This is a genomic window from Actinomadura chokoriensis (genome assembly GCF_041463665.1).
In the GTDB taxonomy this organism is placed as follows: Bacteria; Actinomycetota; Actinomycetes; order Streptosporangiales; family Streptosporangiaceae; genus Spirillospora; species Spirillospora chokoriensis_A.
The window spans coordinates 147050-166971 of record NZ_JAXCEJ010000003.1; the positions used below are offsets into that span (position 1 = coordinate 147050).

The 19922-nt window shown below is 74.2% G+C and carries 17 protein-coding genes; 5 read left to right on the top strand and 12 right to left on the bottom strand.

Annotated features, from left to right (window positions below; genetic code table 11):
• Positions 1-88 precede the first annotated feature (88 nt).
• Positions 89-2482, bottom strand: coding sequence for a thiamine pyrophosphate-binding protein (locus SM418_RS06910; protein ID WP_371939811.1), 2394 nt, complete (start codon positions 2480-2482; stop codon positions 89-91).
• 215 nt (positions 2483-2697) lie between these two features.
• Here SM418_RS06910 and SM418_RS06915 point away from each other — a divergent pair, with 215 nt between their 5' ends.
• Positions 2698-3468, top strand: a complete 771-nt coding sequence (locus tag SM418_RS06915; protein WP_371939812.1) for an enoyl-CoA hydratase/isomerase family protein — start codon at positions 2698-2700, stop codon at positions 3466-3468.
• A gap of 77 nt (positions 3469-3545) precedes the next feature.
• Here the strand turns inward: SM418_RS06915 and SM418_RS06920 are convergent, their stop codons facing one another.
• Positions 3546-4301 carry a FadR/GntR family transcriptional regulator gene (locus tag SM418_RS06920; RefSeq protein ID WP_371939813.1) on the bottom strand — a complete coding sequence of 252 codons (756 nt, stop codon included), beginning with the start codon at positions 4299-4301 and terminating at the stop codon, positions 3546-3548.
• A 218-nt stretch (positions 4302-4519) separates the two neighbouring features.
• Between SM418_RS06920 and SM418_RS06925 the strand changes: the two genes are divergently transcribed.
• Positions 4520-5431 (top strand): hypothetical protein, encoded by a 912-nt coding sequence (locus SM418_RS06925; RefSeq protein WP_371939814.1) that lies wholly within the window; start codon positions 4520-4522, stop codon positions 5429-5431.
• A gap of 61 nt (positions 5432-5492) precedes the next feature.
• Here SM418_RS06925 and SM418_RS06930 read toward each other — a convergent pair whose 3' ends face one another.
• From SM418_RS06930 to SM418_RS06955, 6 genes are all read right to left on the bottom strand, one after another.
• Positions 5493-6923, bottom strand: coding sequence for an amidase (locus SM418_RS06930; protein WP_371939815.1), 1431 nt, complete (start codon positions 6921-6923; stop codon positions 5493-5495).
• Positions 6923-7651 carry an ABC transporter ATP-binding protein gene (locus tag SM418_RS06935; protein WP_371939816.1) on the bottom strand — a complete coding sequence of 243 codons (729 nt, stop codon included), beginning with the start codon at positions 7649-7651 and terminating at the stop codon, positions 6923-6925. Before SM418_RS06935 ends, SM418_RS06930 begins: the two co-directional genes overlap by 1 nt.
• Entirely contained in the window at positions 7651-8424 is a 774-nt protein-coding gene (locus SM418_RS06940) for an ABC transporter ATP-binding protein (RefSeq protein WP_371939817.1), read from the bottom strand. Before SM418_RS06940 ends, SM418_RS06935 begins: the two co-directional genes overlap by 1 nt.
• The gene (locus SM418_RS06945; RefSeq protein WP_371939818.1) at positions 8421-9425 is read right to left on the bottom strand and encodes a branched-chain amino acid ABC transporter permease; all 1005 of its coding nucleotides are present in this window, start codon (positions 9423-9425) and stop codon (positions 8421-8423) included. The genes SM418_RS06940 and SM418_RS06945 overlap by 4 nt, the downstream gene beginning before the upstream one ends.
• 82 nt (positions 9426-9507) lie before the next feature.
• Positions 9508-10377 (bottom strand): branched-chain amino acid ABC transporter permease, encoded by an 870-nt coding sequence (locus SM418_RS06950; protein ID WP_371939819.1) that lies wholly within the window; start codon positions 10375-10377, stop codon positions 9508-9510.
• 74 nt (positions 10378-10451) lie between these two features.
• Positions 10452-11612 (bottom strand): ABC transporter substrate-binding protein, encoded by a 1161-nt coding sequence (locus SM418_RS06955; protein WP_371939820.1) that lies wholly within the window; start codon positions 11610-11612, stop codon positions 10452-10454.
• A gap of 265 nt (positions 11613-11877) precedes the next feature.
• Here SM418_RS06955 and SM418_RS06960 point away from each other — a divergent pair, with 265 nt between their 5' ends.
• The gene (locus SM418_RS06960; protein ID WP_371939821.1) at positions 11878-13026 is read left to right on the top strand and encodes an acyl-CoA dehydrogenase family protein; all 1149 of its coding nucleotides are present in this window, start codon (positions 11878-11880) and stop codon (positions 13024-13026) included.
• Positions 13026-13703, top strand: coding sequence for an enoyl-CoA hydratase-related protein (locus SM418_RS06965; protein ID WP_371939822.1), 678 nt, complete (start codon positions 13026-13028; stop codon positions 13701-13703). The genes SM418_RS06960 and SM418_RS06965 overlap by 1 nt, the downstream gene beginning before the upstream one ends.
• Here SM418_RS06965 and SM418_RS06970 read toward each other — a convergent pair.
• Both SM418_RS06970 and SM418_RS06975 read right to left on the bottom strand, forming a co-directional pair.
• Positions 13667-14326: a response regulator gene (locus tag SM418_RS06970; RefSeq protein ID WP_371939823.1), complete on the bottom strand. Its 660-nt coding sequence runs from the start codon at positions 14324-14326 to the stop codon at positions 13667-13669. The two genes, SM418_RS06965 and SM418_RS06970, sit on opposite strands and share 37 nt — an antisense overlap.
• A complete protein-coding gene (locus SM418_RS06975; RefSeq protein ID WP_371939824.1) occupies positions 14323-15465 on the bottom strand; it encodes a sensor histidine kinase in 1143 nt (380 codons plus the stop codon). The genes SM418_RS06970 and SM418_RS06975 overlap by 4 nt, the downstream gene beginning before the upstream one ends.
• A gap of 243 nt (positions 15466-15708) precedes the next feature.
• On the opposite strand from SM418_RS06975, the gene SM418_RS06980 reads away from it, so the two are divergent.
• The gene (locus tag SM418_RS06980; RefSeq protein ID WP_371939825.1) at positions 15709-17121 is read left to right on the top strand and encodes an MFS transporter; all 1413 of its coding nucleotides are present in this window, start codon (positions 15709-15711) and stop codon (positions 17119-17121) included.
• A 153-nt stretch (positions 17122-17274) separates the two neighbouring features.
• Here the strand turns inward: SM418_RS06980 and SM418_RS06985 are convergent, their stop codons facing one another.
• Together SM418_RS06985 and SM418_RS06990 are read right to left on the bottom strand one after the other, a co-directional pair.
• The gene (locus SM418_RS06985; protein WP_371939826.1) at positions 17275-18678 is read right to left on the bottom strand and encodes an amidohydrolase family protein; all 1404 of its coding nucleotides are present in this window, start codon (positions 18676-18678) and stop codon (positions 17275-17277) included.
• Entirely contained in the window at positions 18675-19901 is a 1227-nt protein-coding gene (locus SM418_RS06990; RefSeq protein ID WP_371939827.1) for a CoA transferase, read from the bottom strand. Before SM418_RS06990 ends, SM418_RS06985 begins: the two co-directional genes overlap by 4 nt.
• Positions 19902-19922 lie beyond the last annotated feature (21 nt).

The window sequence follows — 19922 nt, forward strand, 5'->3', positions numbered from 1 at the left end:
CGATCAGTGTTGTACCTGCACATTTCATCATTCCGGTCGCGGCCGCTCCGCTGGCCGGACGGTGCCGTTCACCTAAACATCAGAGGTATCAGGGCAGATCGCCTGCCAGATGAAGTGCCGCCAGCGCGGCGTTGACGATCGAACCGGGACGCAGGTCGTGCAGCTCGTACAGGTCCGGGATGCTCCCGGACTGCCCGAACCCGTCCACGCCGAGCGGGACCGCCGGCGCGCCGAGCGCCGAGCCGAGCCACGCCAGCGCGTGCGACGCCGCGTCCTGGACGGTCACGACCGGCGCCCGCTCGGCGAACGCGTCGCGCAGCACGTCCGGGACGGGCCGGGCCGACGCCGTGCGCACTCCGTCCCGCAGCCCGCGCTGCCACGAACGGTAGAGCCGGCCCGCGGACGTGACGTCCACGACGTGGGCGGCGATCCCCTCGTCCGCCAGCTCGCCGGCCGCCATCAGGACCTCGGGCATCACCGCGCCCGACGCCGCGAGATGCACGACCGGCGCCCGCTCTTCCCGCAGGTCCGGCCGGTCGTGGTGGGCGTCCTTGAGCCGGTACGCGCCCGCGAGCACCCGCGCGCGGAGCGCGTCCTCGCCGAGCCTCGCCCGCGCCGCCTCGAGCGGGGCCTGGTCGATCGGGCGGGTCGTCAGCCGGAAGTAGTACGCGCCCTCGTCGCCGCCCGAGCCGGCCGAGCCGCTCGGATCGGCGGCGATCCGGCCGAGCGCGTCGCACAGCAGCCAGTCCAGGGCGGCGCCGTAGGCGGGCTCGATGAACGTGACGCCCGGCAGCTCGATCCCCACCGACGCCGTGATGGACGACTGGTGCGCGCCGCCTTCGGGAGCGAGGGAGATTCCCGACGGCGTGCCCGCCACGACGAACCGCGAACCCGAGTAGGCGCCGTACAGGAAGGCGTCGAGGCCGCGCAGGACGAACGGGTCGTAGACGGTGCCCACGGGCAGCAGCGGCTGGTCCGACAGGTCCCACGCCAGCCCGAGCTGGCCGAGCAGCAGGAACAGGTTCATCTCCGAGATGCCCAGCTCGATGTGCTGGCCAGCCGGGTTCTCCGCCCAGCGCAGCGGGCCGTCCTGCGACCACGCCCGCCGCCGCGCGGGCGAGAACACGCCGGTCTTGTTGATGAACCCCGCGAGGTTGGTGGACGTGGCGACGTCCGGCGCCGTCGTGACCAGGTGGGGGGCGACGCCCTCGTCCCGGGCCAGGTCGGTCAGCACGCGGCCGAAGACCTCCTGGGTGGAGACCGGCTTCGCCGCCCGCGCCCCGGTCGCCGCGGGCACCGCGACGGGCGGGCGGGCCGGGCGTGCCGGCCGCGCCAGGTGCGTGCGCCTCCGGGCGGCCCAGACGCCTGCGCTGGAGGCGGGGTCCAGCCGGTCCCACTCGGTCTCGGGGGTCAGGCCCGTCCGGGTGCGCAGCTCGTCGATCTGCCGGCCGGTGAGCAGTGCCGAGTGGTTGCGGGGAGCGCCCGCCAGCGGCAGCCCCCAGCCCTTCACCGTGTAGGCGAACACCACGCTCGGCCGGTCCCGGACGGCGTCGCACTCGCGGAACGCGTCCAGCATGGCCTCAGGGTCGTGCCCGCCGAGGTCGGTGACCAGCGGCCCGAGCTCCGCGTCGGGCAGTTTCGCGACGAACTCGCCGACCTCCGGCGGAGCGCCGTCCAGGAACCGGTCGCGCAGGGCGGCCCCGTCCAGGCCGAACAGCGACTGGTACTGCTCGTTGGGCATCGCGTCGATCCATTCCCGCAGACGCTCCCCGCCCGGACGGGCGAAGGCGGCCTGGAGCCGCCGCCCGTACTTGACCTCCACCACATGCCAGCCCGCCGCCGCGAACTGCCCGCGCCACTGGCCGATGCGGACCCCGGGCACCACCCGGTCGAGGGACTGGCGGTTGAAGTCCACCACCCACATCACGTTGCCGAGCCCGGCGGCGGCCGGTTCCGCGACGGCCTCCCAGACGTTGCCCTCGTCCAGTTCCGCGTCCCCGATCAGCGCGACGAACCGGGACGCCGGCCGCGCACCGAAATGGGCGTCGACGTACCGGCGGGTGAGCGAGGCGAACAGCGGCGCGGCGGCGCCGAGGCCGACCGAGCCGGTGGAGAAGTCCACGCCGTCCGGGTCCTTCGTCCGGCTCGGGTACGACTGAAGGCCGCCGCGTGCGCGCAGCCGCGTCAGGTAGGCGCGGTCGAGGTTCCCGAGCAGGTACTGGATCGCGTGGAAGACGGGCGAGGCGTGCGGCTTGACCGACACGCGGTCCGCGGCGTCCAGATGGGCGAACCACAGCGCGGTCATCGCGGTCGCGAGCGAGGCGCTGGACGCCTGGTGCCCGCCGACCTTGAGCCCGTCCCCGGTGTCGCGCTCCCGGTTCGCGGCGTCCACGACGCGCGTCGCGAGCCAGAGCACGCGCCGCTGGATCTCCTCCAGCACGGCCGGCGTCGGGCCCGCTGGGAACGTGCTGGACTCGGTCACGGCGTCACCTGCCTGATCGCGGTCGGCTACGGCATGCATATGTCCGATTTTTAACCGAGAAGCGGTCCGTTGTCATCCCTGCCGATGCCCGGAGGCTCGGTTGACGCGTGGACGGCGGCTACGGATACCCTGCGGAATCGAAACATCAGATATATAGCAGGGCGGCCCCGGGCGGCCGCTGGGAGGGGGCAGGCGACGTGCCGACGCTGGAGACCATGACCCTTGAGGTGACGGGGCGGGTGGCGCGCGTCACCTTCACCCGCCCGGAGTCGCTGAACAGCCTCACCCTGCGAGCGCTCGACGACCTGGAGGCCGCGATCGACGCGGCGGAGGCCGACCCCGAGGTCCGCGTCCTGGTCGTCGGAGGGACGGGCCGGGCGTTCAGCGTGGGGCTCGACCTCGCGCTGCTGGACGAGGCGTTCGCCGACGCGGCCGTCTGGGAGCGGATCGCCACCCGGCTCGCGGCGCTCACCCTGCGGCTGGAGCGGCTGCCGATGCCGGTGATCGCCGCGGTCAACGGGCTGGCCCGGGCAGGCGGATTCGAGTTGCTGCTCGCCTGCGACCTGGTGCTGATCGCCGACTCGGCGCGGATCGCCGACGCGCACGCCGAGTTCGGCGTCGTCCCGGCGGGCGGCTCGACGGCGCGGCTGCCGCGGATCGTCGGCCGGCAGCGGGCCAGGGAGATCTTCCTCACCGGCCGGTGGATCTCCGCCGCCGAGGCGGTCGAGCTCGGGATCGCGCTCAAGGCCGTCCCCGCCGCCGAGCTGGGCGCCGCCGTGGACGAGCTGGCCGCCGAGCTCAGCGGGAAGTCGCGCGCCTGCATGGCCGCGATGAAGCGGCAGCTCGCCGCGGCCGAGGGGCTGCCCGTCGCCGAGGCGGTCGGACCCGAGATCGAGGAGTTCGTCGCCTACGTCACGCCGCCGGACTCCGACGGGCAGGAGGGCTTCCGCGCCTACCGCGAGAACCGTCCGCCCTCCTGGGCCTGACGGCCGCCGCCGGGGCCTGACCCCCGGACCGCCCCGGCCGACCGGGCCGGGGCGGGCGGCCAGACCTCGCGGTACGGTCAGACTTCGCGGTAGGCGCCGCGGATGTGCCGCAGGTGGTCGCGCATCGCCGCGCTGGCGGCCTCGCCGTCGCCCGCCTCGAGCAGCTCGATGATCCGCTCGTGCTGGTCGTCGACCTGCGCCCAGAACTCGGCGGGCGAGTCGGTGTTCAGGAACCGCGTCCGCAGGACGTGGAAGACCGGCTGGGTCATCATCGTGAGGAGCCCGTTGCCGGTCGCCTCCATGATGATGCCGTGGAAGTGCCGGTGCTCCTGGAACTTCATGCTCCGGCCCCGGGAGTGCTTCTCGCGCTCCGTCGCCGCGTGCAGCGCGTCGATGTGCCGCTGCTCGCGCCGCTCGGCCGCGACGGCGGTGGCGGGCACCTCCAGCATCTCGCGGGCTTCGAGGATGGCTGCCAGGGGCAGGGCGTCCGAGCCCGACATCAGCCCGATCCCGGCCTCCAGGAAGTCGCTGATCTGGTCGGGCTCGATGTGCGAGACGAACGTGCCGCCGGTGGTGCCGCGGACCGTCTTGACCAGCCCCTGGGAGGCCAGCACGCGCAGCGCCTCGCGGACCGTGCTGCGGCTCACCCCGAAGTTGCCGCCGATCTCGCCCTCGGGCGGGAGGCGGTCGCCGGGCGCGAGCGACCCGTCCAGGATCAGGTCCCGCAGCTGGTCGGCGACCTGCTGGTAGGCCGGGCGCAGCCGGCTGACCGGCAGTGCGGTCGCCGCCCCGGCGCCGGAGCGGCCGGAGTTGTTGCCTTTGGTGCTGGACACGTCCTCGTCCCCCTGGTCGGGCCTTCGTGCTGCTGGATAGCGAGTCGGGAACTCCGCGCCACCGGGACTCACAGCAGTTTCGAGCATACATCAGACATCATGCGTGTCCGGCTGCCGGTCTGCCATTGCCGGGTCCGGTACGCTGCCTGGGCAATACCGGAATACATCAGACATAATTGGTCATCGACGGTCGCCGGCGGCGGTGGGAGGTCGGGTAAGTGTTCGACGGCATCGACATCGCGGTGCTCCCGGTGGCCGACACCGGGCCGCCGCGGGAACTGTACGTGGACGCGATGGGCTTCGAGGTCGTCGAGGCCGGGCCCGTCCGGGACCCGGGGCTCTGGGCGCGCCTGTGGGACCTGCCCCTGCCTCCCGCCGAGTCGCTCCTGCTGGGCAAGCCCGGAAGCAAGGGCGGGTGGATCCGGCTCGTCGGCGTGCCCGGCCTGCCGTCCCCGGACGCCGCCGGAGTCCCCGACCGTCCCGGCCCCTACGCGCTGGACTTCTACCTGCGCGACCCCGCCGCCACCGAGGACGCCGTCGAGAAGCGGGGGTGGACGTTCGTCGCCGGCCCCGTCGACTATCTCCTCCCCGGCACCGAGCACCCCGTCAGGGAGCGCATGCTCGACCAGACCCGCTCGGGGCTGCGGCACGCGTTCGTCCAGTACCGGGAGGGCCGGACGCGGTGCGTCCTCGGCGAGCGGCCCGGCCTCGGCGTCAGCGAGGTCAACGCCGTCGTGTTCGCCACCGGGGACCTCGCGGGCGCGCGGACGTTCGTGACGGACGTCCTCGGCGGCCGCGTCTACTTCTCCGGCCGTTTCGAGGGCCCCGCGGTGGAGCGGCTGCTCGGGCTCGCCCCCGGCGAGGGCTTCGACGCCGTCATCGCCCGCGGCCCGGCGTCCCGCAACGCCCGCCTGGAGTTCATCGAGCACCTCCCGCCCGCCGTCCCCCGGCCGCCGCACGCCTACCCGCGGGTCGTCGCGGGCTGCGCGATGGGCGATCTCGACGCCCTCGCCGCCCGGCTCGCCACCGGCGAGCACGGCGCGTCCACCGGCATCATCGAGACCGCCGAAGGCCGACAGCTCGGCCTGCGCTCCCACTACGGCGCCCGCTTCCACTTCTGGCAGCGCTGATTCCGGCGGCGCTGATTCCGGCGGTGCTGATTCCGGCGGTGCTGATTCCGGCGGTGCCGCGTCAACGGGACGCGAAGGTGGTCATGGCGCTGATCAGCGTGTCGTCGCGGCCGGGCGCGGCGACCCATTGCAGGCCCATCGGGAGGCCCTGGCCGTCGACGCCGAGCGGCTGGGTCCCGCATGGGAGCGCGGCCAGGTTCGCGAGGACGTTGTAGCGCAGGTGCGCCTCCGCCATGGTCACCTCCGTTCCGCCGACGGGGACCATCCCGTCCGCGACGGCGTCCACGCGGGGCGCGACGCACGGCATCGTCGGCATCGCGAGGAGGTCGACGCCCGACAGCGCGGAAAGGGCCTCACCGCGCAGGACCCGCCGCACCCGCTGCGCGCGGACGTACGCCCCGGCGGGGACCTCGGCGGCGAGATCGAGCATGGCGCGCACGTCCGCGCCGAACAGCCCGTCACCGCCGGACGCGCGCCGTTCCCGGTGGTAGTCGAGGCACTCCGCGAGGATGATCGTCATGCCCGCGGCGACGGCCGCCCAGCCGTGCGGGATCTCCACGTCCACGATCTCGCCGCCGAGGTCGCGGACGGCGGCGAGGGCGCGCTCGACCGCCGCACCGATGTCGGGGTCGATGGGCTCGTCCAGCGTGCCCCCGGGCACGCCCACCCGCAGGCCCTCGAACCCCGCGGGCCGGGCGTCCCCGGCCGCCGGGGAGACGACGCCGAGGGCGGACGCCGCCCCGGCGAGGTCCGCGGCGGTCGCGGCGATCACGCCGACCCGGTCCAGGGACCACGCGAGCGGCAGCACGCCGTCGCCGGGCAGCCGCCCCGGCGACGGGACGAGACCGGCCGTCCCGCAGTAGGCGGACGGGATCCGCACCGATCCGGCGGTGTCGCTGCCGAGGGCGAGCGGCACCTGCCCGGCGGCGACGGCCGCCGCCGAGCCGCCGGACGAGCCGCCCGGAATCCGCGCGGTGTCGTGCGGGTTGCGGGTCGGGGGCGTGGTGCCGCCGAACGCGTACTCGTGCGTGGTGGTCTTGCCGACGACCACGGCGCCGGCGCTGCGAAGCCGCGCCACGCATCCCGCGTCGGCCGCCGGAACCCGCTCCCGGCCGGGGCCGGAGAGGTGCCGGGAACCGCCGCCGGTCGGCAGCCCGGCCACGTCGATGAGGTCCTTCACCCCGACCGGGACGCCGCTCAGCGGCCGTCCGTCCGGCTCCTGCCTCGCCTGGGCGCGGGCCCCTTCGGCGTCCACCAGCGCCCAGGCACGGACCTCGCCGTCGGTGGCGGCGATCCGCTCCAGCGCTAGCTCCACAAGTCCGCCCGGTTCACGCCCTCCGCCGGTGGGGACGGGCAACGCGGCACCGGCGGGAGGGTCGGACTGGAAGAGCGCGCCCGGCAGGCCCGCCTCGCCCAGCGGGATGCGGTAGAGCCGCTCCAGGTCGGCGTGGAGGGGGCCGCCCGACAGGGGCGCCCCCGTCCCCGAGCCCATCACGCCCCCAGGTAGGCCGCACGGACGACGTCGTCGTCGGTCAGCTCCTCGATGCTCCCCTCGACCACGACCGCCCCCTGCCGCAGCAGGTAGCCGCGGTCGGCCAGTTCGAACGCCAGCGGCGCGTTCTGCTCGATGAGCAGGATCGACAGCCCGCCCTCGCGCAGCGCCGCGAGCGCGTCGAACACCTCGCCGGTGATCTTCGGGGAGAGGCCCATGGACGGCTCGTCCAGGATCAGGATCTCCGGCTCGGCCATCAGGGCGCGGCCCACCGCCACCATCTGCTGCTCGCCGCCGGACATCGTCGAGGTCTGCTGCCCGGCGCGCTTGCGCAGCACCGGGAACAGGTCCATGACCTTCTCCAGGCGCTCCTCCACGACCGCCTTCGGCACCTTCCCGTGGTAGCAGCCGAGTTCCAGGTTCGTCCGGACGGTCTGCTCCACGAACAGGTGCCGGCCCTCCAGGACGCTGCCGATGCCGCGCGCGACGGCCTCGTGCGGGCGCCTGGACAGCGGCTCGCCGTTCACCAGCAGCGCGCCCTCGGCCGGGCGGTACAGCCCGCCGGCGACGCGCGCCAGCGTCGTCTTGCCCGCGCCGTTCGGGCCGATGACGCAGACCGCCTCGCCCCGGTCCACGCGCAGGTCCACGCCCCGCAGCGCGCTGATCGCCCCGTACCGGTAGACGATGCCGCGCGCCTCGAGCAGCGGCCCGGCCTCCGCCTGCGCCATCAGTCCTCCTCGCCCGTGGAAACGGGAACGTCGACGTCCGACGCCCGGTGGTGCCTGCCGCCCAGGTAGGCCTCCAGGACCGCCGGATCCTCGGTGACCTCCGCCGGCGTGCCGCGCGCGATCACCTTCCCGAAGTCGAGCACCGTGCACGCCCCGCAGACCGCGTGCACGAGGTCCATGTGGTGCTCGACGAGGATCACCGTGACCCCCGAGTCGCGCATCTCGCGCAGCATGTCCGCGAGATCGTGGCGCTCCTGCGGGCTGAGGCCGGCGGCGGGCTCGTCCAGCAGGACGACCGCCGGGTCGGCCACCAGCACCCGCGCCAGCTCGACCCGCCGCTGCAGCCCGTACGACAGCGCCGCGGCCGGCTCGTCGGCGAGCCCGTCCAGCGACAGCCGGGACAGGACGTCCTCGACCCGCTCCCTGGCCTGCGCCGGGCCGGTCGTCGTCCGCGCCGCGATCGCCATGTTCTGCCGGACCGACATGCTGGAGAACAGCCGGACGGTCTGGAACGTCCGCACCAGCCGCGCCCGCTTCACCAGCCGGTGGCTCGGCCAGCGGGTGACGTCCTCGCCGCCGATCAGCACCGCGCCGCCCGACGGGCGCTGCAGGCCGCTCAGGATGTTCAGCAGCGTCGTCTTGCCCGCGCCGTTCGGGCCGATGATCCCGTGGATCTCGCCCCGGGCGACGGAGAAGCTCACGTCCGACACGGCCGTCAGCCCGCCGAAGCGGCGCGTGACGCCGCGCGCCTCCGCGGTTCCCGGCGTCCTCATTCCGCCACCTCCGTGACCACTGCCCCGGGCCCGCCCCGGCGCCGTGACCATCGGGCCCGCGCCGCGCGGGCCGTCCTGCCGAGCCCCGCGAGCCCGTCCGGGAGCAGGGCCATGAACGCGATGACGACGACGCCGAGGACGGTCAGCGCCCACGAGCCGCCGCCCGGCACCTCCGAGATCAGCCAGGTGACGAGCGCCGCGCCCAGCACCGCGCCGTAGATGTTGCCGAGACCGCCGAGGATCACCATGACGAACAGCTGAAGCGAGACCGCCGTCGAGAACAGCGACGGGTCGATGGCCGTCTGCAGCGGGGCGTTGACGCCGCCCGCCAGCGCGCCGATCCCGGCGGAGATCGCGAACACCTGCACCTTGCGGGCGGTGATGTTCACCCCGACCGCCCGCGCGGCGACCTCGTCGTCGCGGAGCGCCGCCAGTTCCCGGCCCATCCGGGCGGACAGCAGCCACCGCGACCCGAGCAGCACCAGGATCAGCGTGACCGCGACGAGCAGGTACTGGTCGCGCGGGTCCAGCAGCCGGTACCCGAAGATCTCCGGGAACGGAATCGGCGCGTACCCGTTGGCGCCGCCGAGCGGGCCGGGCAGCATCAGGAGCGCGTGCACGCCGGTGCCGACCGCGAGGGTCGCCATCGCGAGGTAGTTGCCGCGCAGCCGCAGCGCGATGTAGCCGACCAGCACGCCGATGGCCAGCGCCAGCACGACGCCGATGACCAGCGCGGGCAGGAACGCCATCTCCCGGTCGAGCATCAGGTAGGCGGTGCCGTACGCGCCGATGGCCATGAACCCCGCCTGGCCGAGCGCGAGCTGCCCCGCGCCGCCGATGGTCAGGGTCAGGCCGACCGACGCGATGGCCGCGACGCCGATGTTCACGCCGAGGGCCAGGTCGGTCGCGCCCGGGTTCGTGAACGCGAAGCCGATGAGGATCACGGCCGCGACGACGGTCGGACCCAGTTGCCGCCCCGCGCGGAGGGCTCTGTCAGGCAATGCTTTGTCAGGCAATGCTTTGTCAGGCAGTGCTTTGTCAGGCAGTGCGTTGTCAGGCAGTGCGTTGTCAGGCAAGGCTTTGTCAGGCAAGGCGCTGCCTCCTCAGGCCGAACAGGCCGTTCGGCATCACTAGCAGAATGACGATCAGGGCGAGCAGCACGATCGGGTCGACGTAGCTGTTCGGGATCACCGCGGCCAGCTCGCTCTCCAGCACGCCGAGCAGCACCGCGCCGACGAGGACGCCCCGGGTGCTGGCGAGGCCGCCGAGCACCGCGCCGGTGAAGCCCTTCAGCGTCAGCGCCGTGCCGAGCGCCCCGCCGGCGAGGGTGATCGGCGCGACCAGCACGCCGGCGAGCGCGGCCAGCCCGAACGCCAGCGCGAACGCGATGGCGCGCATCCGCGAGACGTTGATGCCGACCGCCGTGGCGGCGAGCGGGTCGGTCGCGGCGGCGACCATGCCGCGGCCGGTCCGGGACCGTCCGAGCAGCACCGCGAGCCCGATCCCCACGGCGAGGACGACCGCCCAGATCAGCAGGTCCTGGTAGCCGACCCGCAGCTCGCCGAGTTCGAGGGCGCCGCCGTGCACCGGCGGGAAGGGCTTGCCGTCCGGCCCCCAGATGATCTGGCCTCCGTTGGCGAACACCAGGGTGATCCCGACGGTCGCCGCGATCGCGGCGATGGGCCCGTTGCCCTGCGTCGGCAGGATCACGATCGCGTCATAGGCGAGGCCGAGGACGATCCCCGCGGCCAGCACGATCAGCGCGACCAGCAGGATCGTGGACAGCCCCCGGTTGACCAGGGTGAGGCCGATCAGTCCGCCGATGATCACCTTGTCGCCCTGGGCGAAGTCGATGACCCCCGTCATCTTGAAGACGAGGTGGAAGCCCAGGGCGACGAGCGCGTAGACGGCGCCCAGCGTGAGACCGGAGACGAGAAGGTCGATGATGCGCACGGGCTGGTTCCTTTGGGACGGACGGCGGCCGGGCCGGTGCGGGCCCGGCCGCCGTCATCGGCTGCGGGACGGGATCAGCCCTGGTCCGGGGCCGCGTACTTGCCGTCCTTGAAGGTGACCGGCTTGAAGGCGTCGGCGCTCGGGCCGCCCCGGTACTTGTCGGTGTAGGCGAGCGTCCCGACGATGCTCTTGTAGTTGAGCGACTCGATCGCCTTGGAGATGTCGTCGCCCTTGTAGGCGCCGGCCTTCTCGATGCCCGCGGCGGCGAGCTTCACCGCCACGTAGGCGTACGCGCCGAGCACCGTGGCCTCGTCGCCGAACTTGGCCCGGTAGGCGTCGAGGAACTTCTTGGTCTCCGGCTCGGGCGCGCCGTAGTTGACCGCCGTCAGCGAGACGACCTTGTTGGCCGCGGGACCGGCGGTCTCGGGGATGAAGTCGGCGGAGTAGGTCAGGTCGCCGATGATGTGGCCGTCGTAGCCGGTCGCGCCCACGCTCTTCAGCACGAGGGCGTCGCTGGAGCCGCCCGCGCCGTACAGGAAGATCGCGTCGGGCTTCTTGCCGGCCGCCTTGCCCGCCTGCGCGGTGAAGTCGAACTTGCCCGGGTCGAAGCCCTCGGAGCTGACGATCGAGATCCCGGCGGCCTTGGCGGCGTTGGAGATGTCGGCGTTGCCCGCCTGGCCGTACGGGTTGTTCGCCCAGATGATCGCCGCGCTCTTGGCGCCCTTGGTCTTGGCGTACTCGACCATGGCCTCGGAGTTGGCCTTGCCCGGCAGCGGCGTCTGGAAGACGTGCTCGGTGCCGTTGGCGACGTCGGGCTGGGCGACCAGCAGGATCTGCGTGACGCCGTACTGGTCGGCGAGCGGCGCCACCGCCTTGGCGTTCGCGGAGATGCCGGGGCCGATCACGATCGGCACCTTGGTGTCGGTGGCGAGCTTCTTGAACCCGGCGGTCGTCAGGTTCACCGAGCCCTGGTCGTCCACCTCCTCCAGCTTGAGCTTGCGGCCCTTGACGCCGCCCGCCGCGTTGATCTCCTCGACGGCCAGCCGCATGCCCTTGGCCTCCTGCTGCCCGACCGCCCCGAGAGCACCGGTGGTCGAGTTGAGGACGCCGATCGTGTAGGTGTCTCCGCCCGAAGCATCTGACGTATCCGAATCGGACGACCCGCAGGCCGTCGCTGTCAGGGCCAAAGCCGTGAGGGCCGCGATAACCGCATGGCTACGCAGGGCTGCTCTCATGGTGTCTCCTCATTGATCGCCTTGATCGGCGAACCGGGCACCCCTCGCCGGAACGGGGGGTGAATACGTCAGAGTTTGCAGGACGAAGTCCGGCGAAGACAAGCCCCCCGTTGGCTTCGTTCCTGGTGAAAGAGGTTCGACCGGAGACTCGGCCGTAGCCTAGGGTGCAATACATCAGTCTTTTACATCCACGTAACGCGCCCGGCGATGCGCTCCGCCACGCGGAGGAACGGGCCGGGCCGGACCCGACCTACGGGAGGCCTGTGTGCGTCCGACACCATCGGCGGCGGAACTGCGCGAACTGCGCGAGACCGTCCTGCGGACCTGCCGCGAATTCGGGCACGAGTACTACGTCCGCGCGTCCGACGCCGGGGACAACGCGCGCGAGCTGTGGCGCGCTCTCGGCGGCATCGGCGCCCTCGGGGCCGGCATCCCCGAGGAGCACGGCGGAGCGGGCGCGGGCGTCGAGGCGCTCTCCGTGGTCGCCGAATCGATCGCCGAGGCCGGTCTGCCGCTGATGCTCGTCGCGCTCTCCCCCGCGGTCTGCGCGACCATGATCGACGGCTTCGGCTCGCCCGCCCAGAAGGCCGAGTGGCTGCCGGGCCTCGCGGACGGCTCCCGGGTGCTCGGCTTCGCCATCACCGAACCCGACGCCGGCTCCAACACCCACAACATCCGCATGCGCGCTCGCCGGGACGGCGATTCCTGGGTGCTCTCCGGCCAGAAGTACTACGTCTCCCACGTGGACAACGCCGACGCGCTGCTCACCGTCGCGCGCGCCGAGGACGAACTGGGCGAGGACGAACTGAAGGTCTTCATCGTCCCCACCGGCGCCCCTGGCCTGACCAGCAGCCCCATCAAGGTCGAGATCCTCTCACCCGAGCGCCAGTACAGCGTCTTCTACGACGAGGTCCGCCTGGACTCGTCCGCCCTGGTAGGCCCCGACGCCGGCATGGCGGTCCTGTACGCGGGCCTCAACCCCGAACGCATCGTCAGCGCCGCCCTCCTGAACGGCATCGCCCGGTACGCGATCGACGTCGCCGCGGCCTACGCCCGCGAGCGCACCGTCTGGAACGTTCCGATCGGCGCGCACCAGGCGGTCTCCCACCCCCTGGCGCGAGCCGAGACGGCCCTCACGGCGTCCCGCCTCCTGACCGCCTCGGCCGCCCGCGCCTTCGACCGCGGCGAGACCGGCGGCGTGGAGGCGGCGATGGCGAAGCTCACCGCCTCCGAGGCCGCCTCCGCCGCCCTGGACGCCGCCATGCAGACCCTCGGCGGCAACGGCATGTCCCGCGAGTACGGCCTGGCCACACTCCACGGCCTGGTCCGCCTCTTCCGGATAGCACCGGTCAGCTCCGAGATGCTGCTGAACCACGTCGCGCACAAACGCCTGTCGCTGCCGAGGTCCTACTGATGCGCGTCCGGCGCGAGGGCGCCCTGGTCAGGGCGACGCTGTCCCGCCCTCCGGTGAACGCCCTGAACTCGGCGGCCTACCGGTGGCTCACCGAGACCTGCACGGCCATGCGCCCGGACGAGTGCCTGCTGATCGACGCCACGGGCCACGTCTTCAGCGCCGGGCACGACCGCGGCGAACCGCCCGACGGCGAGAGCCTCGCCACGGGCGTCGCCGCCCTGGCCGCCGTCCTGCGCTGCCCGGCGCCCGTGGTCGTCGCGGCGCAGGGCCCGGCGATCGGCGCCGGAGCCCTGCTCCTGGCCGCCGCCGACGTCCCGGTCATCGCGTCCGGCGCCTGGCTGAAGCTCCCCGAACTCGACGTGGGCGTGACGGTCGGCCAGGCCGTCCTGCGCCGCCTCCTCCCGCCCGCCATGGCGAGCCGCGCCTTCCTGACCTCCGAGCGGATCCCGGCCTCGCGCATCGACGCCGCCGTCGTCTGCCCGCCGGAAGAGCTGGCCGAGGTCGCGGCGGGCGCGGCGCGGAGCGTCCTCCGCAAGCCCCCCGACCTCGTCTCCCTGGCCCGCCGCACCTGGGGAGAGCGGGAACAGGCCGCCGCCGCATACGAAGCCGAACTGACCGCCTTCCTGACCCGGGCGCGCGGTCAGGGACGCCGCGCGGTGACGAGCCCTGATTCGTAGGCGAACACCACGAGCTGGGCGCGGTCGCGGGCGCGCAGCTTGGTCATCGCCCGGCTGACGTGCGTCTTCGCGGTCGTCGGGCTGATCACCATGTGGGCGGCGATCTCGTCGTTGGACAGGCCCCGGGCCACCAGCGCGGTGACCTCGCGTTCGCGGTTGGTCAGCACGCCGAGCGCGCCGGGGGCGGGCCCCGGGCGGCGGGCGACGTACTCGCCGATCAGCCGGCGGGTGATCGCGGGAGACAGCAGCGCGTCCCCGCGGGCCGCGACCCGGACGCCCTGCAGCAGGTCGGCGGGCTCGGTGTCCTTGACCATGAAGCCGCAGGCGCCGGCGCGGAGCGCGTTGAAGACGTACTCGTCCAGGCCGTAGTTGGTGAGGATCACGACGTGCACGCCGGCCAGCCGCTCGTCGGCGGCGATCAGCCGGGTCGCCTCGATGCCGTCCATCACCGGCATCTGGATGTCGACGAGGGCGACGTCGGGCCGGTGCTCGTGGACGAGCGCGACGCCCTGCTCGCCGTTCGCGGCCTCGGCCACCACCTCGATGTCGTCCTCGATCTCCAGCAGGGCGCGGAAACCGCCGCGGATGAGCGCCTGGTCGTCCACGAGCAGCACGCGGATCACCGCGCCCCCTCCAGGGGAAGTTCGGCGCGGACGGTGAAGCCGCCCCCCGGGCGGGGTTCGGCGCGCAGCCGGCCGCCGAGCGCCGCGACGCGCTCGCGCATGCCGAGCAGGCCCGTGCCGGGCACGGGCGGCGCGTCCGGGCCGGCCTTGCCGTCGTCGTCGACCTGCACGACCAGCTCCCCGTCCGCGTAGTCGACGCGGACCTCGGCAGCCGCCGCGCCGGCGTGCCTGGAGACGTTGGTGAGCGCCTCCTGGACGATCCGGTACGCGGCCCGGTCGACCTCGGCCGGCAGCTCGCGCCGCGTGCCGGAGACCGTGACCGTGGCCGGCAGCCCGGTCGAGCGGGCCCGGTCCACCAGGTCGTCGAGCCGGTCGAGGCCGCTCGCCGCGGCCTCGCCGTCGGAGCCGTCGGAGTCGCGCAGCACCTCCAGGGTGGCGCGCAGCTCGCGGATGGCGTCGCCGCTGGCCTCCTGGATGGCCAGCAGCGCGGGCGGCACGTCCTCGCCGCGCTTGCGCGCCACGTGGACGGCCACCCCGGCCTGGACCTTGATGATCGAGATGCTGTGCGTGAGCGAGTCGTGCAGTTCCCTGGCGATGCGCAGCCGCTCCTCGCCCGCGCGGCGCCGGGCCGCCTCCTCGCGGGTGCGCTCGGCCTCGGCGGCCCGCCGCTCGGCCTCCTCCAGGTACGCCTGCCGGTGCCGCGCCACCGTCGCCGCCCCCGAGGCCGCCACGAACCAGCCGAGCAGCAGCGAGGTGTTCTCCAGATCCTCCAGCGCACCGCCGGTGCCGGGCAGGTTGACCGCCAGATCGGCGCCGAGGAAGGCCGCGGCCGCCAGTGCCGGGGCCAGCCGGTGGCCGGCCTGGACCGCGACGAACACCGCCACGAGCACGGGGAAGACGGCCGACGGGCCCGGCTCGACGTGCACCGTCACCGCGAGCATGCAGGCCGTGCTGACGAGCAGTGTCGCCAGGGGCGCGCGCTCCCGGAGGACGAGCGCGAGGCAGCCGGCGACGACGAGCACGAGATCCACGGCGCCGGCGCCCGGCGCGGCGAGCACGAAGACCGTCGGCAGCACCGCCACCACCACGGCGCGCAGGACGTCCTGAACAAGCGGCCGCCATCCGCCGATAAAGGTCATCTCGGTAGATTAAGGCGTTCTTCTGGCCAAGGGCCTCCGCCTCACGTCGCGATAGACCACTACTCCCCACGGAGTAGTCGGGCCTCACAGGAGTCTCCCCTGGCACGATGACCGCCGGCCTGCCCGGACAACACCATGTCCGGCATGCACACGATCCGAGACAACAGCGGGTCACCTGACCGGGGCCCGAAAAAACGCCGGCCGTCGCCGCCGGTCCCGAGACCCGGGGTCACGCTCGCCGTGGTGGCCGTCGTGCAGTTCATGGTGTCGCTGGACCTGTCGGTCGTGAACGTCGGGCTCCCGCGGATCGCGACCGGTCTCGGCTTCAGCGCGGTCGGCGTGACCTGGGTGATCCACGCCTACGCGCTCACCTTCGGCGGGCTGCTCCTGCTGGGCGGCAAGGCCTCCGACCGGTACGGCCGCAAGCGGGTGCTCCTGGCCGGACTCGGACTGTTCGGACTGGCCTCGCTCGTCGGCGGCCTCGCCCAGGAACCCGGCCACCTGGTCGCCGCCCGCGCCGCGCAGGGCATCGGGGCCGCCGCGCTGGCCCCGGCCGCGCTGGCGCTGCTCGCCACGACGTTCCCGGAGGGCCGGGCCCGTGTCCGGGCCTTCGGCGTGTGGAGCGCGGTGAACGCCGCCGGGGGCGCCTTCGGCGTCCTGATCGGCGGGCTGCTCACCGAGTACGCCGGCTGGCGCTGGGTGATGTTCGTGAACGTGCCGATGGCCGCCATCGCGCTCGCCCTGGCCTGGCGCGGCGTCGCCGCGAGCGCCCCCGAGCGCGGCAGCCGCCCGGACGTCCTCGGCGCCGTCCTGGCCACGGCGGGCATGACGCTGCTGGTGTTCGGCGTCGTCCGCACCGACCGGTACCCGTGGACCTCCCCGGTCACCCTCGCGACCCTGGCGGCCGCCGCCGCGCTGCTGGCCGCGTTCCTGCTCGTCGAGCGGACGACCGCCCGCGAACCGCTGGTCCGGCTCGGCCTGTTCGCCAACCGCTCGGTCGCCGGCGCCAACGCCTACAACCTCCTGGTCAGCTCGGCGCTGGCCTCGGCCTTCTACTTCGTGTCGCTGTACCTGCAGCGCGTGCTCGGGTCGGGACCGGCGCTGGCCGGGGTCCAGTTCCTGCCGTTCGCCCTCGGCGTGATCGCCGGCTCCGTCCTCGCCGTCAAGCTCGGCTACCGGTTCGCGCCGCGGACCCTGCTCGTCGCCGGCGGACTGGTGACCGCGGCCGGGTTCGCCTGGTTCGGCATGATCAGCCCGGACGGCGGCTACGCCGTCGACGTGCTCGGCCCCGCGGTCGTCGGCAGCCTCGGGATCGGGCTGTGCCTCGCCCCGGTCGTGTCCACCGCCACCACGGGCGTCGCGCACCACGAGACCGGCACGGCCTCGGCCCTGCTCAGCAGCTCCCGCCAGATCGGCGCCTCCCTCGGGTTGGCCGCCCTCGGCACCGCCGCGCACAGCCGCACCGGCGACGGCCTCACCCCCGCCGCCCTCAACGACGGGTACGCGCTCGGCCTGACCCTCGCCGCCGCGCTCGTGCTGGCCGCCGTCCTCATCGCCCTCACCGCCCTGCCCCGGACGGGCACACGCTCGCAGGCCGAGCCGGGCGGCGACGCGGACGACGCGCTCCGCACCGGCAGGAAGGGCGTCCCGGCGTGACCGTCGTCCCCATCGATCTGTTCGCGTCCGCCGTCCACCGGCGATGGCACCGCATCCAGCTGGACACTCCCAGCAACATCATGGTCCTCACGAAGGCGGGCGGGCGATGACCGCCCCGGCGGCAAGCGGCTGAGGGGGCATGGGAGGCGGGGCTCAGGGGTCGATGATCCGGCCGGCGATCATGGTGTGCCGGACGGCTCCCGCGTCGCGCGAGCGCAGCGCCTCGTCCAGCGGCGTGTGGAGCAGGACGAGGTCGGCGCGGGCTCCCTGCCGGACCCGCCGCGGCGAGCCGCCCGGATCGTCCGGCGCCGAGAGGTACGAGCGGAGGGCCGCGGACGCGGGGATCGACTCGTCCGGGCCCACGGCCGCCCCGGATCTCGTGCGGCGCCGGACGGCGGCGTCCATCACCAGCCAGGGGTCGAGCGGCCCGTAGGGCGCGTCGCTCGACAGCGCGACGGGGACGCCGGCGCCCATCAGACGGCGGCAGCGGTAGAGGTCGTCGCGGTCGTCGGCGGGGACGTCGCGCAGGTAGTCGTCGCCCCGGTCGGCGATGAAGCCCGGTTGGGTCACGACCCGCAGCCCGAGCGAGATCAGCCGGTCGACGACGTCCGGCGGGACGAGGGCGGCGTGCTCGACCCTGTCCCCGTCCCGCGCACCGGCCTCGGCGAACGCGGCCAGCAACAGCAGCAGGGCTTCGCGGGTCACGCAGTGCGCGGCCACCGCCCGGCCGCCGTCGTGCGCCGCCCGTATGCGCGCTGCCAGATCGTCCAGGCCCGGCAGGCCCGAATCGGCCAGGACGATCTTGTAGGGGCCGGTGGTCACGCGCGGGTTCGGGCCCTGCGGAGATCCCAGCGGGCTCCCCAGCAGGTGGACACGCTGGGGAAGCCCTCCGGCCTCGATCGAGGCGATCGCCTCGGGGGTGAGGTCGGGCGTGGCGTCGGTGACGCCGGTGATCCCGAGCCGCGCCAGTTCCCACCCGACGCCGCTCAGGTCGGCGGGGCGGGCGGGCGGCAGCCGCTCGCGCAGCCAGGAGTCGGCCCTCCAGAGCCGCCCCGTCGGGTTCCCGCGCGCGTCGCGCTCGATTCCCGGGGGGCCGCCCGAGGCGAGCCCGGCCTGCCGGACGGCGGCGGAGTTGAGCATCCACAGCGCTCCGCTTCGATGCTGGATCCGCACCGGGACGTCGGCTCGGAGCGCGTCGAGAGCGGCGGCGCCCAGGTCACCGGCGACGCTTTCGACGTAACCGACGCCCCGGACCCATCCGCTCTCGTCAGGTGTCGCGGCGTCCAACGCCGCCGCGAGGGCGGACCGCCCGCCGACCGAAGGCGGACCGCACGGGACCGACCGCCGCCACGCCCATATCGCGTGAAGGTGCAGATGGTGGTCCCACAGGCCCGGGATCAGGGCCGCCCCACGGCAGTCGACGACCCGCTCCCCCTTCCCGCGCGCGAGATCGCGGCCGGTTTCGGCGATGCCCGCGCCCGCGACGCGGACGTCCGTCCGGCCGAGCCCGGCCACCTCGGCGTTCCGGAACAGGACCCCGGTCTCGGCCGGGGTCATGGAGTCCCGATTCCGAGTTCCCGCAGGACGGCCGAGGTGTCGGCGCCCGGGGCGGGAGCGGAGCCGCCCGGCTTCCGCGGCACGGGCCGCGCCACCGGGACGACGCCCCCGTCCGATTCGAGCGCCCATCCGCCGCGGTGGGGGAAGGCCGCCCTGCTGGGAGACGGAGGTCCGGGCGTGAGCGTCGCCGCCACCACGTCCGTCATCGACACGTCCCAGAGGACGCCGCCGTCCGGTGGGGCGGTCGCGGCGAGGACGGCGGCCGTGAGACCGGTCAGGGGGTCGGCGATGGCGTCCCCGCAGAAGAGCGGGGACAGGTCCGCGTCACGGCAGACGAGCCCGCCCCCGGCGGCCACGTCGTCGCCGAACCCGATGCGCTCGGACGCCCGGCCGTGCGCGGTGATCGAGACCCACCGGGTCCCGCCGGCGACCGCGGCCTCGGCGTCCAGGCCGAAGCCGGCGAGCGCCCGGGGGCGCGACGCCTCGATGACGATGTCGGCCGCCCGCACCAGCGCCGCCAGGGCCCGCCGTCCGGCCGGCGTCGCCGGGTCCAGGACGACGGAGCGGTGGCCGGCGTGCAGGAGATCGTAGAACCCCGGGTCGCCCCGGCGGGCGCCGTCCGGGCGGGCGGGCGTCTCCACCTTCACGACGCGCGCACCGGCCAGGCCGAGAAGGTGGGCGCACAGCGGCCCGGCCCACAGGGCGCTGAAGTCGACGACCAGCGCGTCCTCGACCGCGCGAGGCGCCAGCGGCTCCGGAAGGCCGACCGGTTTCTGGGGCGGCCGGACGGGCCCGGCGGCGATTGCGAGCAGTGCGGCGCGTTCGGCCAGTTCGGCGCCGGTGTGCCCGCGCAGCCACGACCCGACCGCCGGCCAGGGATCGTCTCCCACGTCGCCGCCGACGAGCGCGCCGAGCAGGGCCGGATCGTCGGGCCGGGCACAGGAGACGGCGGCCCAGCCGTCCGCCGTGGGAAGGAGGCGGCTCGCGCCGCCGGCCGATACCCGCCCACGCCGGCGGTGACCGGTGAACGCGGCGCGTTCGGACAGCAGCCGTCCACCGTCGAGAGGGGGCGCGCCGGTGGTCGCGGCGAATCGCATGGCCAGTTCCCGCGCCACCGCCGCGGCCCGGCCGGGAGGCAGCAGCGGCGGGCCGCCCGGACGGCCGGAGAGGGCGACCGCTCCACTCTCGGCCCAGGCCGCGGTCGCCTCGATTCCGGCACGCATGATCCGACCATACTGAGGGGC

Coding starts and splice junctions, on each gene's coding strand:
- SM418_RS06965 (WP_371939822.1), top strand. CDS start 13,026: ATGCGCGTCCGGCGCGAGGGCGCCCTGGTCAGGGCGACGCTGTCCCGC.
- SM418_RS06985 (WP_371939826.1), bottom strand. CDS start 18,678: ATGACCCCGGCCGAGACCGGGGTCCTGTTCCGGAACGCCGAGGTGGCC.
- SM418_RS06930 (WP_371939815.1), bottom strand. CDS start 6,923: ATGGGCTCGGGGACGGGGGCGCCCCTGTCGGGCGGCCCCCTCCACGCC.
- SM418_RS06915 (WP_371939812.1), top strand. CDS start 2,698: ATGACCCTTGAGGTGACGGGGCGGGTGGCGCGCGTCACCTTCACCCGC.
- SM418_RS06940 (WP_371939817.1), bottom strand. CDS start 8,424: ATGAGGACGCCGGGAACCGCGGAGGCGCGCGGCGTCACGCGCCGCTTC.
- SM418_RS06990 (WP_371939827.1), bottom strand. CDS start 19,901: ATGCGTGCCGGAATCGAGGCGACCGCGGCCTGGGCCGAGAGTGGAGCG.
- SM418_RS06975 (WP_371939824.1), bottom strand. CDS start 15,465: ATGACCTTTATCGGCGGATGGCGGCCGCTTGTTCAGGACGTCCTGCGC.
- SM418_RS06935 (WP_371939816.1), bottom strand. CDS start 7,651: ATGGCGCAGGCGGAGGCCGGGCCGCTGCTCGAGGCGCGCGGCATCGTC.
- SM418_RS06955 (WP_371939820.1), bottom strand. CDS start 11,612: ATGAGAGCAGCCCTGCGTAGCCATGCGGTTATCGCGGCCCTCACGGCT.